Below are 12,789 nucleotides of genomic sequence, written 5' to 3' on the forward strand. Positions count from 1 at the left end.
GTAAGTCTGACCTGCGGCGGGAAACGCCCCGATCCGTTCCCTGCGCCCGTAGCATGCCGCCTCGTGACCATGCAGGCGTCCGCGGGGGCGGCATGAGGCCCGGGCTGCTCCACGGCCCCCTCGGTCGGCTCGCCGTGGCGTTCCTGCTCGTGGCCAGCACCGTCGGGTGGCGGCGGGGGCAGTACTTCTCCGGTTCTCTTGACCCGGTCGTGGTGGCCAAGGGCGGTCTGTCGGCGCTCGCGCTGGCGCTGGCGTTCTACGCCGCGCAGACCGCGGGCCGCCGCCGGCTGGGCACCGGGTCGATGTGGGTGCTCGCCGTCGTCCTCGGGTGCTCGGTCTTCGGCGCGCTGACCTACGGGACCCTGCTGGCCAGCGGGCTGGTCGCCGTCCGGGTCGCCGTCCTGGCGCTCACCGTGTTCTTCCTGCTGCGCACCGCCACGGTCTACGAGTTCTTCGCCGCGCTGGCGATCGCCAGCGGCACGATCTGCCTGGTCGCGGCGGTCACCGGCCTGCCGACGCTGTCCAGCGGCCGGCTCTCCGGGGGCATCCCGCCCCTGACGCCCAACGAGATGGCGCTGCTGGCCAGCATCGTCGTCCTGTTCGTCGCCTGGCGGGTCGTGCTCGGCGAGAGCGGCTGGCTGCGCGCCGGCGCCGCGCTGGTCGCCCTGGGCATCATCTGGGTGACCGGATCGCGGACGGCGCTGCTCATGCTGCTCGTGGCGCTGGCGGTCATGGCGCTGCACATGCGCCGGGCCCGGGTCGGCCTGGTCACCGGCGCGCTCGTGGTGGCCGCGGTGGGCTCCGTCGTCGTGATCACCACCGGCGTGCTCGGCTCGTTCATCGAGCGCAACGGCACCGGCACGAGCACCCTCGACTCCCGCTTCATCGCCTGGCGGGCCGCCGCGACCTGGGCCGACAACGTCTGGCAGCTGGTGTTCGGCGGCGGGCTGTCGGTGAAGATCATCCAGGTGCAGGGCCAGTGGTGGAACGAGCAGCCGCTGGACAGCAGCTGGGTCTCCGCGCTCGTGCAGACGGGCCTGCTGGGGCTGCTCGTGTGCGTCGGCTGGGGGATCTGGGTGCTCCGCGGCTCGCTGCGGGCGCCGCACCCGCACCGGGTGCTGTTCCTCGGGGTCGCCGTCTTCGTGCTCGGCCGCAGCCTCCTGGAGAGCGGCCTGTTCGACGCGACGCCGGCGTTCCTCATGTTCTTCGCCGTCTCGCTGCTCGCCGAGGGCGGGTCCCGCGCGCGGCTGCGCGAGGAGCTGCGGGGGGCCGCCGTCCCGCCGATGCTGCGGCGCTCCCGCGATCCGCTGCCCGTCGTCGTCCCCCGGGTGCCCTGACCCCCTGAGTCCTCGCTCTTGCGGTGTTGTGCGCGCTCTTGCGGTGCTGCAGGACCGCGGAAGCACGAGTTCGACCGCTAGAGCGGCGCCCCGCAACGCAGAGAGCCGCCCCCGGGAATCCCGGGAGCGGCTCTCAGTCGGACGGTCTCAGCGGTTGGCGCCCGTGGGCTCGGCGCCGAGGCCGGGGCGGCCCTGGGTGCTGACCGCGGTGTTCGCCGGGCGCGGCGCGGACGGCGCAGCGGCCTTCGTCGCCGTCGGGGCCGGTGCCGGCGTGGCGGCCTTCCGCCCGCGGCGCGGCGTCACGACGATCGCCAGCGTCTCCACGGAGGTGGCGCGCAGCAGCACGCGCATCTCCTGCAGCTCGGCGGCGTCGACCCGACCGGCCGCAGCCACGAGGACGGCGCCGTCGTAGTGCTCGGCGACCTGGCGCCAGAAGGCGAGGGGGGCCAGCGGCTCGGCGACGGTCAGCAGCACGCCGGGGCCGTCGTCGGTGCCCGCCCGCGCCGCGGCCTCCTGGCCGGTGACGACGGCGTCGAGGCCGCGACGGCGCAGCTCCGCGGCGACGTCCTCGGCGAGCACGCGCGCGGCGTTCTTCTCCGACGGCGACGGCGAGAGCAGCACCACGCGGACGCGGCGCTCCTCGGCGGTGAACTCCAGCCGGCGCGCGAGCTCGGTCGCCGCCCGGCCGGTGAGCTCGCTGCGGCGGGCACGGCCGCGCCGCGGCACCAGCACCTCGAGGCCCGGCTCCGAGCCCCAGGCCCGGCGCACGTCCTCCTCGGAGTACACGCCGGTGTCCAGCCGGCTGCGCACCACGGCGACCGCGAGACCGACGAACAGGCCGACGAACAGGCCCAGGCCGATGTCGTAGAGCGCCACGGGCGAAACGGGCTTGGTGGGCACCGACGCCGGGTCGCTGACCGTCAGGGTCACCGGGCGGTTGCCGGACGACGGCGTCTCCAGGTCGGCGACGACGCCGGTGAGCTCGTCGGCGACCGCGTTGGCGACCTCCGCCGCCTCGCGGGCGTTGCGGCCGGTCACGCTGACGTTGACCTGCGAGGTGTCCACCGGCACCGAGGCGGTGACGCGGGCCCGCAGCTCGGCGACGGACTCGTCGAGGCCCAGGCGCTGGATGACCGGCCGGAGCACGGCGGCGCCCTCGGCCACGTCGGGGTAGGTCTTCACCCGCTGCGCCACGAACTGCGCGCTGTTCGGGATGGAGGGGGACACCGACACGAAGACCTGGGCCGTGGCCTGGTAGGTCGCGGGCGTCACCTGGAAGGCCACCACGCCCACGACCGCACCGAGCAGCGTGATGCCGACCCACGTGAGCCAGAAGCGGCGCAGCGCCGCGAGGTAGTCAGTCAGTTCCATGTCCGTCCCTGGTCTGCCCGTCGGTCACAAAGCAGACGGGAGCAGGTGGTCCGTGGACGGCCCCCCCGGCTGTCCGTGAGCCTCTCTGGTCTCGATGCTAGACGGGGGCATGCGCCTCACCAGCGGTTCCGCGACCGGGGTCACCCGTTCGGGGCGGACGGCGGGGTGCTAGAAGGGGCCCGGTCAGGGCGTCTGGACCTGCCAGCCGGGGGCCCCGACGAGGGTGACCAGGTCCGGTGCGGCCGCCGTGATCAGCTTGCTGCGACCGGCCGCCTTGGGCGCGATGACGGTGATCGGCACGGTGGTGTGGATGCACGCGCCGGTGGTGTCGGCGGCCGTCGTCCCCGCGTTGCTGCCGGGGAAGCGGGGCGTGGTGAACACGATGTCCGAGCCGCCGGTCACCGTCACCTGGCCCCGGCTCTGTCCGCTGACGTTGGAGTTGAACACCCACAGGTCGTCGATCGTGATGTCGGTGCCGCCGGTGATCTGCACGCCGGCCAGCTGGGTGGCGTCGGTCCCGCTGCGGTTGCTCGCGTCGACGAGGGTGCCGGCCAGCCGCAGCCCCGTGCCGTTGCCGCTGATCCGCACGCCGTAACCGCCCTGCGCGGTGATGTAGGCACTGCCGACGACGGACTGACCCAGGCTGTGCAGGTCGAGATACGGCTGGTCAGGGGGCAGTTGGCCGCTCACGAAGTGGGCACCGCGGGTGAAGAGCCAGCAGTCGCTGCCCCCGATCCGCACCGCGGAGTCGGTCACCGCCTGCACGTACGCGGGCTGGAAGTCCAGGCGCAGGCACGAGCCCTCGATCAGCGTCGATCCGCTGTTGTAGCCACCGCCGAGGATGCGCACGTCGGTCCAGGCGCCACGGGAGTTGTCCAGCGGGATCGGCTCGAGCACGTGGTCGGTGACCTTGCAGGACAGGTTCTCCAGCGTGATCGACCCGACGCCGCGCTCGTAGGCGATCAGCCCGCCCGACGGCAGGGTGATCCGCTGGCTGGTGAGGAACTCGTCGCCGAACGGGAAGGCCATGAGGTGCAGGCCCGCGTACGGCCTGATCGGCCGGGTCAGCGTGTACGACCCGTTGGGGACGACGATCGCCGGCTTGTACGTCCGGGCCGCCGCGTAGCGCACCGCCTCGGCCAGGGCGTCGTCGTCGCTGCCACCGGAGGGGCGGAAGTCCTCGATCGAGACCAGCCCGAGGCCGCGCGGGGTCGGCACCGGTGCGTCGGCCGGCGGCTGGTCGGGGCCGGCGGTCGCGGTCGGCGCCTCACCAGGGACGAGGGCCGCACCCGCCAGCGCCCCGGCGCCCGCGGTGCTCAGCAGCAGCGCCGCCCGGCGGCTCAGCCAGCGGGCGTCCCGGCGCACCGGCGGTGCGTCTGCCTCGTCCACGTGGTCCCCCCGTCGGCCCCTGCGCGCTCCGCGTCCCGCCGCGGAGGACCCGCATCCTGGCATCCGGAACCGGCTCCGCGGGGTCACGGTGCTGCCCAAATGAGTGAAGTGGCGAGCGAACCTCACCGTGCGTGACCCGATCTCCGGTAACTTCCCAGCTCGGCAAGCCGTCGTGCGCCACAGCAGTCGCTCGGCATGACTCAGAGTAGTCGGGCAGGTGCGTGCCGTCGGTGCGTATCCGAAGACGACGGACAATGGGGGGCTAGAGAGAATGACCGTGATCGGCTACGCACCAGGCGCGTACGACCTCTTCCACATCGGGCACCTGAACATCCTCCGGCACGCACGGGAGAACTGCGACTACCTCATCGCCGGGGTGGTCTCCGACGAGATGCTGCTGCGGGCCAAGGGCAAGCTGCCGGTGATCCCGCTCGCCGAGCGGCTGGAGATCGTGCGCAGCATCCGCTTCGTCGACGACGTGCACGCCGAGGTCGTCCCCGACAAGCTGGACACCTGGCAGCAGGTCCGCTTCGACGTGCTCTTCAAGGGCGACGACTGGCGGGGCACCCCCAAGGGCGACAAGCTCGAGCGCGACTTCGCCGCGGTGGGCGTCGAGGTGAAGTACTTCCCGTACACGATGCACACCTCGAGCACGATCCTGCGCAAGGCGCTGACGGCGATCGACGCGGAGGAGCCGGTGGGCCGGGTGGCCCGCGCGCTCACCTCCTGAGCGACCTGATCGGAAGACGGCGAGGGCCGGTTCCCGGGGACTAACCTGGGGAGCCGGCCCCCGCCGCATCCGGCGGTCGTTGCGCGGCCCCATCAGCAGGAGGAATTCCCCCGTGACCTTGCGCGGCGTGCTGGACGTCGTCCTCACCGACGCGGGCATGGCGCGCGTCGTGGCCGCGGCCGGCGCCGCCGAGCTCACCGTCACCGCGCCGCCGCCGGTCCAGCCGCTCGTGGCGGCCGCGCTGGCCACCTCCGACGTGCCCGTGCTCGTCGTGACGGCGGGGGAGCGGGACGCCGACGCCACCGCCGATGCGCTGCGCTGCTTCCTGCCCGGCCGCCGGGTCGAGACCTTCCCGGCGTGGGAGACCCTGCCGCACGAGCGGCTCTCGCCCCGCGCCGACACCGTGGGCCGCCGGCTCGCCGTCCTGCGCGACCTGGCCCACCCCGGTGCGAACGGGACGATCGACGTCCTCGTCGCCCCGGTGCGCAGCGTGCTGCAGCCGCTGGCGCCCGGCCTCGGCGAGCTCACCCCGGTCGAGCTGGCGCCGGGCGACACCGCCGAGCTCGACGACGTCGCCCGCGCCCTGGTCGACGCCGCCTACACCCGGGTCGAGCTGGTCGAGAAGCGCGGTGAGTTCGCGCTGCGCGGCGGCCTGCTCGACGTCTTCCCGCCGACCGAGCCGCACCCGGTGCGCGTGGAGTTCTGGGGCGACGAGGTCGACGAGCTGCGCTACTTCTCCGCGGCCGACCAGCGCTCGCTCGACGACCGTCCCGAGCGGCTGTGGGCCCCGCCGTGCCGCGAGCTGCTGCTCACCGACGAGGTCCGCGCCCGTGCCGTCGTGCTGGCCCACGAGCACCCGGGACTGCGGGAGATCCTCGGCAAGCTCGCCGAGGGGATCGCCGTCGAGGGCATGGAGTCCCTGACGCCGGCCCTCATCACCGGCGAGATGGATCTGCTCACCGACCTCGTGCCGCGCGGCACGCACGTGCTGGTGCTCGACCCCGAGCGGGTGCGCAGCCGGTCGGCCGACCTGGTCCGCACCGCCGCGGAGTTCCTCGCCGCCTCGTGGGCGACCGCGGCCGAGGCGGGGGAGGCCCCGCTCGACCTCGGGGCGTCGTCCTTCCGCGAGCTGGAGGACGTCGAGACCGCCGCCCGCTCGCGCGGCCTGCCCTGGTGGACCACCGGCGCGTTCACCCTCCAGGTCGAGGACGACGACACCCACGTCACCCTCGGCGCGACGACGGTCGAGCGGTTCCACGGCGACCAGGGCAAGGCCACCGAGCAGCTGCGCACGTGGTCCCGCGACGGCTGGCGGGTCGTGCTCACCTTCGCCGGCCCGGGCCCCGCGCAGCGCGCCGCCGACCAGCTCACCGAGGCCGATCTGGGTGTCCGGCTGGTGCCCGATCTCCCCTCGGCCCCCGACGCCGGCCTGACCCACGTGACCCAGGGCAACCTGGAGGCCGGCTTCGCCTTCCCGGGCGTGGGACTGGCGCTGCTCACCGAGCACGACCTGACCGGGCAGCGCGGCACGACGATGCGCGACGCGGTCAAGATGCCGGCCCGCCGCCGCAACGCCGTCGACCTGGTGCAGCTGCAGCCCGGCGACCTCGTCGTCCACGAGCACCACGGCATCGGCCGCTACGTCGAGATGGTCAGCCGCACGATCAACGGCGGCCAGCGCGACTACCTGATCGTCGAGTACGCGCCGAGCAAGCGGAACCAGCCGCCGGACCGGCTGTTCGTGCCCACCGACGCGCTCGACCAGCTCACCCGCTACGTGGGCGGGGAGCAGCCGGCCCTGTCCAAGCTCGGCGGCGCCGACTGGCAGAAGACCAAGGGGCAGGCGCGCAAGGCGGTCAAGCAGATCGCCGCCGAGCTGATCCGGCTCTACTCGGCGCGCATGGCGACCAAGGGGCACGTCTTCGGCCCCGACACCGTCTGGCAGCGCGAGCTCGAGGACGCCTTCCCGTTCCAGGAGACCCCCGACCAGCTCGCCGCGATCGACGAGGTCAAGGCCGACATGATGCAGCCGGTCCCCATGGACCGGATCATCTGCGGCGACGTCGGCTACGGGAAGACCGAGATCGCGGTGCGGGCGGCGTTCAAGGCGGTGCAGGACGGCAAGCAGGTCGCCGTCCTGGTGCCGACGACGCTGCTGGCCAACCAGCACTTCAAGACCTTCTCCGAGCGGATGAGCCAGTTCCCGGTCAAGGTGCGCGTGCTGTCCCGGTTCCAGTCCGACGCGGAGTCGCGGGTGGTCCTCGAGGAGCTCGCGTCGGGCGAGATCGACATCCTCGTCGGGACGCACCGGCTGCTGCAGCCGACCACCCGGTTCAAGGACCTCGGGCTGGTCATCGTCGACGAGGAGCAGCGCTTCGGCGTCGAGCACAAGGAGTACCTGAAGACGATGCGGACGGCGGTCGACGTCCTGTCGATGTCGGCCACCCCGATCCCGCGCACGTTGGAGATGAGCCTGACCGGCATCCGCGAGATGTCGACGATCCTCACCCCGCCGGAGGAGCGGCACCCGGTGCTGACCTACGTGGGCGCGTGGGACGACAAGCAGATGGCCGCCGCGATCCGCCGCGAGCTGCTGCGCGACGGCCAGGTCTTCGTGATCCACAACCGGGTGCAGTCGATCGACAAGGCGGCGGCGAAGATCCGCGGTCTCGTGCCCGAGGCCCGGGTCGCCGTCGGCCACGGGCAGATGAAGGAGCACGAGCTCGAGCGGATCATGGTCGGCTTCTGGGAGAAGGAGTACGACGTCCTGGTCTCGACGACGATCGTCGAGTCGGGCCTGGACATCCCGAACGCCAACACGCTGATCGTCGACCGCGCCGACACCTTCGGCCTGTCGCAGCTGCACCAGATCCGCGGCCGCGTCGGCCGCGGGCGGGAGCGGGCGTACGCCTACTTCACCTACGACCCCTCGCGCCCGCTGACCGAGACGTCGGTCGACCGGCTGACCACCATCGCGCACAACACCGACCTCGGCGCCGGGATGGCCGTGGCCATGAAGGACCTCGAGATCCGCGGCTCGGGCAACCTGCTCGGCGGCGAGCAGTCCGGGCACATCGCCGGCGTGGGGTTCGACCTCTACGTGCGGCTGGTCGGCGAGGCGGTGGCCGACTACCGCGCGCAGATCAGCGGCGAGGAGGCGCCCGCCGAGCCGCTGGAGGTCCGGGTCGACCTGCCGGTCGACGCCCACCTGCCGCACGACTACGTGCCCGGCGAGCGGCTGCGGATGGAGGCCTACCGCAAGGTCGCCTCGGTCCAGGACGACGACCAGGCCGCGGCCGTGCTCGACGAGCTCACCGACCGCTACGGCGCCCCGCCGGCCCCGGTGCTCAACCTGCTGGCGGTCGCCCGCTTCCGCGCGGCCATGCGCCGGCTCGGTGTCACCGAGGTGTCCCTGCAGGGCCGGGCGATCCGGATCAGCCCCGTGCCGCTGCCGGAGTCCAAGCAGCTGCGGCTGGCCCGGCTGGCCGACGGCGCCACCTACAAGTCGGCGGTCGAGACGATCTCGCTGAAGGTGCCGGTCGGCCCGGACCGACGCACGCCGCTGCGGGACGTGGCGCTGCTGGAGAACCTGCACTCCCTGCTGACCTCGGTGCTCGCCGAGCCCGCCAAGGCCGCCAGCTGACCGTCCCGGTCAGGACGGTGTCCCCGACAGGGAGCCGTCGGGTGCGGGCACCGGGGCACGGGACAGCAGCGCGACCCCGGCGAGGATCGCGACCAACCCGGCCGCGGCCACCGCGAGGTGTCCGCCGCCGCGCTGGAACCGCTCGCCGAAGACCGAGATGCCCAGCCACACGCTGCTGAGCAGCATCACCGAGTTCGTGCTGGCCATGGCCGGGGCGAGGGCGCCGGTGCGCAGCGACGACTGGCCGAGGACCAGCCCGACGAGCCCCGCGGCCAGCAGGGCGTAGAGCTCCCAGCTGCCGAGGACCGCGGCCGCCCCCTGGCCGACCACGTCGGTGACGGCCTTGGTGAGGGCCGACGCCATGCCGAACCCCAGCCCGGCGGCCGCGCCGAAGAGCAGCGCCTGCCGGCTCCCGGTCCGGCTCCGGCCGGCCCACACCAGGACGCCGACCAGGCACAGCGAGCCCAGTCCGGCCAGCCACCACGACGCGGCGGTCGGGTTACCGGTGCCGCCCTCCGGGTTGCCGACGGCGACGAACAGCACGATGCCGAGCACCATCGCGCAGGCCCCCAGCACCACCGGCGGGGTGATCTGCTGGTCGGTCAGCCAGGCGCCGAACGGCAGGGCGATCACCAGGCTGGTCGTGGCCAGGGCCTGGACCACCACGAGCGAGCCCCGGTGCAGGGCGATCGCCTGCAGCACGCCGCCGACCGCGGTCACGGCGCCGCCGAGCAGCCACACGGGTCGCCGGAGCAGCCCGACGACGAAGCCGACGCCCCCCACCCCGGCCCGGTCCGCCGCACCGCCGTCGTCCAGCAGGGTCCCCTTCTGCTGCAGGACCGTGCCCAGCGCGAACGCGGTCGCGGCCAGCAGCGACAGCAGCACCACCACGAGCCGAGTCGACGCCTCGTCCGGGCCGCTGCCCTCGCCCCGCGCGGATGGTCGCCGCGCCGCGGGACCCTGCCGCAGGGCCGCGTGCGACGGCTCCCACACCTCGTGTGGGAGCCTCGGTCGCGTGCGCACGCGATTCGTCCGCCGGCCGGTGGTCGCCGGCTTCCTCCTCGCCGTCGCGGTCGGCGGCCTCACCGGCTGCCGGACCTCGCCGACCGTCGCCGCCTACGTCGGCGAGGAGACGGTCACCGTCTCCGAGCTGCAGTCCGCCGAGGACTCCCGGCGGCAGGACGACGCCATCGACGCGTACGCGAAGGACAACGAGGAGGCCTTCACCCGCCAGGTGCTGAGCGTGCTCGTGGGCAAGGAGGTCTACGCCGCGGCCGCCGAGCACTGGCACGTCAGCGTCTCCGATGCCGAGGTGAGCGACCGCATCGACACCATCCTCGACGGCGCCGACCCCTCCGCCCTGTACGACCAGGCGGCCTCGCAGGGCCTCGGCAAGGCGGACGTGTTCGAGCTCGTCCGCGAGCAGCTGCTCCGGCAGGAGATCGCGCGCGCCGAGGGCCTGGACGACCCGCTGTCCGAGGCGGCGCTGCAGAAGCAGTACCAGCAGAACCGCGACCAGTACAAGCAGTACGTCTTCGGCTACATCGCCGTCCCGGACCAGGCCACCGCCGACGGCGTCCTCGCCGCGCTGACCGCCGACCCGAGCAGCTATCCGGCAGTGGCCGCGGGCTACGACAACGGCGTGACGCTGCTGCAGCCCGAGGCGCGGCCGGCCGACCAGCTGCCCCAGGTGCTGGCCCAGCAGATCGCCGCGACCCCGCCCGGCTCCGGGTTCACCGTCCCCGTGCAGGACGTCGGGGTGGTCGTCGCCTTCGTCACCGACGTCACCTTCCAGGCCTACGCCGACGTGAAGGCCGACCTGCAGGACGCCGCCCGGTCGCAGGTCGACGACGCGGCGACGAAGGCGGTCTCGGACTTCCGCGACGGCCTCGACGTGACGATCAACCCGCGCTACGGCGTGCTCAAGGAGAACCGGGTCGTCGCGGACGACTCCGGCGTGGTGCAGATCGTCTCGGACACGAGCAGCGCGGCCGCCCCGTCGAGCTCGACCGGGGGCTGACCCCGGTGCCCGTCGCCGTCGAGGTCTGCGTCAGTCCGCGGTTGCCCGGCCTGCTCGGCCCGGCCGGCTGGCGCGAGGTCTCCGGCTCCCGGCCGCTGGTCGCGCTGCCCGGCGCCGCCGCGACCGCCGCCGCGCTGCGGGCCGCCGGTCTCGCCGTCACCGACGTCCCCGGGTTGGCGGCCGCGCAGGGCCGTCCCGACGACGTCGTCGTCCTCGGGACGGCGGAGGAGCTCGCGGGCCTGGACGCGATCGACGGCGCCCCCGAGCCCCCCGGCGCCCGGCTGCTCGACGTCGTCACGGTCATGGACCGGCTGCGCTCGCCCGGCGGCTGCCCCTGGGACGCCGAGCAGACCCATGCCTCGCTGCGCGGCTACCTGCTCGAGGAGGCGCACGAGGCCTACGACGCGATCGTCGACGACGACTACCCGGCGATGCGCGAGGAGCTGGGCGACGTGCTGCTGCAGGTCGCCTTCCACGCCCGCGTGGCGCAGGAGGCGGGCGAGCGGGCCTTCGACATCGACGACGTCGCCGGCGACCTGGTCGACAAGCTGGTCCGCCGGCACCCGCACGTGTTCGGCGACGCGGGTCCGCGGGACGTCGAGCAGGTCGAGGCGGGCTGGGAGGAGATCAAGAGGGCGGAGAAGCAGCGGCGCTCGCCCACCGAGGGCGTCTCCCGCTCGCAGCCGGCCGCCTCGTGGGGCGCGGCGCTGGTGCGGCGAGCGGCCCGGGCGGGGCTGGACACCCCGCCGTCGGGGGAGCTGTCGGTGGACAGCCCGGAGGCGCTGGGCGAGCGGCTGCTCGGCGTGGTCGTGGCGGCCGCCGAGCGCGGCTGGGACGTCGAGGACGCGCTGCGCGAGGCGGTCCGCCGCTACGCCGGGGAGCTGGACGCGCAGGCCGAGGCCCGGGGGTAAACATCCGATCGGCGTGAACCATCGCACCACCGATCGATGTGACATCCGGTAGCGGCTTTTCCTAGCGTGGGGGGAGCCCGGTCGGGCGCCGGCCCCGTGTGCGTGCCGGCCCCCGGGCGAACCGGCGGTGCCGCCGCGACGACGCGCGGACCGCCCGTCCCCGATCCCCGAGGAGTGAGTTCCGCTGTTCTCCGGACCTTCCCCGTCCGCCGTCCCGTCCGCGGCACCCGCCGCCGTCCAGGGGCTGCTGCCCGACGCGACGTGGGCGCTGCTGCTGGTGCTGGCCGGCGTGGCGGTCGCCGCCTGGCTGGTCGCCGCCGGCCTCGGCGCCCTCGTCACCCGCCTGGCCGCCCGCCGCGCCCTGGTCGGCGACCTGTCCCGCCGCGCCCGCCGGCCGTTCCGCCTGGCGGCGGTGCTGGTGGCGCTGCTCGTCGTGCTCGACTCCGCGACCGCCGTCGGCGACTGGCGCGGGCCCGTCGTCCGGATCCTGGGCCTGGCGCTGATCGGCACGATCGCCTGGCTGGTCGGCGTGGCCGCCTTCGCGGTGGGTGACCTCGCGCTGCGCCGCTACGACGTCGACGTCGTCGACAACCGCCACGCCCGGCGGGTGCGCACGCAGATCTTCCTGCTCCGGCGGCTGGTCGTGGTGGTGATCGCCGTCCTGGCCGCCGCCGCGATGCTGCTGACCTTCCCGGCCGCCCGGGCCGCAGGGGCGAGCATCCTGGCCAGCGCCGGGGTGATCTCCATCGTCGCGGGCCTGGCCGCCCAGACCTCCCTGGCGAACGTGTTCGCCGGGCTGCAGCTGGCCTTCACCGACGCCATCCGCGTCGACGACGTCGTGGTGATCGACGACGAGTGGGGCCGGATCGAGGAGATCACGCTGACCTACGTCGTCGTGCACATCTGGGACGACCGGCGGCTGGTGCTGCCCTCGACGTACTTCACCACCAACCCGTTCCAGAACTGGACCCGCAAGGAGTCCGCCGTGCTCGGCGCGGTGGAGCTCGACGTGGACTGGTCGACGCCGTTCGACCGGCTGCGCGCCGAGCTGGACCGGCTGCTCGCCGACAACCCGCTGTGGGACCGCCGCGTCGGGGTGCTGCAGGTGACCGACGCGGTCGGCACGCTGGTCCGCGTGCGCGTGCTGGTCAGCGCCAAGGACGGGCCGACGCTGTTCGACCTGCGCTGCCACGTGCGCGAGGGCCTGGTCGTCTACCTGCAGCGCGAGCACGCGCACGCCCTGCCGCGGGTACGCACCGAGGGCGTCGAGGGCGGCTCGCCGTCCGGCAGCCGGGCGCCGTCGACCGCCGAGGGGCTGTTCACCGGCGACGAGCAGCGCGCGACGGCGTTCGCCTAGTTCGGGCTGACGAGGTTTCGCGCGCTTAACC

9 protein-coding genes are annotated in these 12,789 nt (G+C 73.9%); 6 read left to right on the forward strand and 3 right to left on the reverse strand.

What is annotated here, in order from left to right:
* Positions 1-92 precede the first annotated feature (92 nt).
* On the forward strand, positions 93-1,337 hold the full coding sequence (locus GGQ55_RS12855) for an O-antigen ligase family protein (RefSeq protein ID WP_179717254.1): 1,245 nt from the start codon (positions 93-95) through the stop codon (positions 1,335-1,337).
* 147 nt (positions 1,338-1,484) lie between these two features.
* On the opposite strand, the gene GGQ55_RS12860 is transcribed toward GGQ55_RS12855, so the two are convergent.
* Both GGQ55_RS12860 and GGQ55_RS12865 read right to left on the reverse strand, forming a co-directional pair.
* Positions 1,485-2,708 (reverse strand): YveK family protein, encoded by a 1,224-nt coding sequence (locus GGQ55_RS12860; protein WP_179717256.1) that lies wholly within the window; start codon positions 2,706-2,708, stop codon positions 1,485-1,487.
* 183 nt (positions 2,709-2,891) lie between these two features.
* Entirely contained in the window at positions 2,892-4,097 is a 1,206-nt protein-coding gene (locus GGQ55_RS12865) for a hypothetical protein (protein ID WP_179717258.1), read from the reverse strand.
* 271 nt (positions 4,098-4,368) lie between these two features.
* Between GGQ55_RS12865 and GGQ55_RS12870 the strand changes: the two genes are divergently transcribed.
* Together GGQ55_RS12870 and mfd are read left to right on the forward strand one after the other, a co-directional pair.
* Positions 4,369-4,827: an FAD synthase family protein gene (locus GGQ55_RS12870; protein WP_179717260.1), complete on the forward strand. Its 459-nt coding sequence runs from the start codon at positions 4,369-4,371 to the stop codon at positions 4,825-4,827.
* 112 nt (positions 4,828-4,939) lie between these two features.
* The gene (gene mfd / locus GGQ55_RS12875) at positions 4,940-8,470 is read left to right on the forward strand and encodes a transcription-repair coupling factor (protein WP_366489213.1); all 3,531 of its coding nucleotides are present in this window, start codon (positions 4,940-4,942) and stop codon (positions 8,468-8,470) included.
* Between the two features lie 9 nt (positions 8,471-8,479).
* On the opposite strand, the gene GGQ55_RS12880 is transcribed toward mfd, so the two are convergent.
* Positions 8,480-9,361, reverse strand: coding sequence for a DMT family transporter (locus GGQ55_RS12880; RefSeq protein WP_179717262.1), 882 nt, complete (start codon positions 9,359-9,361; stop codon positions 8,480-8,482).
* A 124-nt stretch (positions 9,362-9,485) separates the two neighbouring features.
* Here GGQ55_RS12880 and GGQ55_RS12885 point away from each other — a divergent pair, with 124 nt between their 5' ends.
* From GGQ55_RS12885 to GGQ55_RS12895, 3 genes are all read left to right on the forward strand, one after another.
* Complete coding sequence (locus tag GGQ55_RS12885) at positions 9,486-10,490, forward strand: peptidylprolyl isomerase (RefSeq protein WP_179717264.1); 1,005 nt, start codon at positions 9,486-9,488, stop codon at positions 10,488-10,490.
* Positions 10,491-10,495: 5 nt separating this feature from the next.
* Positions 10,496-11,401 (forward strand): nucleoside triphosphate pyrophosphohydrolase, encoded by a 906-nt coding sequence (locus GGQ55_RS12890; protein WP_179717266.1) that lies wholly within the window; start codon positions 10,496-10,498, stop codon positions 11,399-11,401.
* Between the two features lie 277 nt (positions 11,402-11,678).
* Entirely contained in the window at positions 11,679-12,758 is a 1,080-nt protein-coding gene (locus GGQ55_RS12895) for a mechanosensitive ion channel family protein (RefSeq protein ID WP_366489215.1), read from the forward strand.
* Positions 12,759-12,789: the final 31 nt, after the last annotated feature.

Origin of the sequence: Petropleomorpha daqingensis (assembly GCF_013408985.1) — a bacterium.
GTDB lineage: Bacteria > Actinomycetota > Actinomycetes > Mycobacteriales > Geodermatophilaceae > Petropleomorpha > Petropleomorpha daqingensis.

Coding starts and splice junctions, on each gene's coding strand:
- GGQ55_RS12860 (WP_179717256.1), bottom strand. CDS start 2,708: ATGGAACTGACTGACTACCTCGCGGCGCTGCGCCGCTTCTGGCTCACG.
- GGQ55_RS12870 (WP_179717260.1), top strand. CDS start 4,369: ATGACCGTGATCGGCTACGCACCAGGCGCGTACGACCTCTTCCACATC.
- GGQ55_RS12855 (WP_179717254.1), top strand. CDS start 93: ATGAGGCCCGGGCTGCTCCACGGCCCCCTCGGTCGGCTCGCCGTGGCG.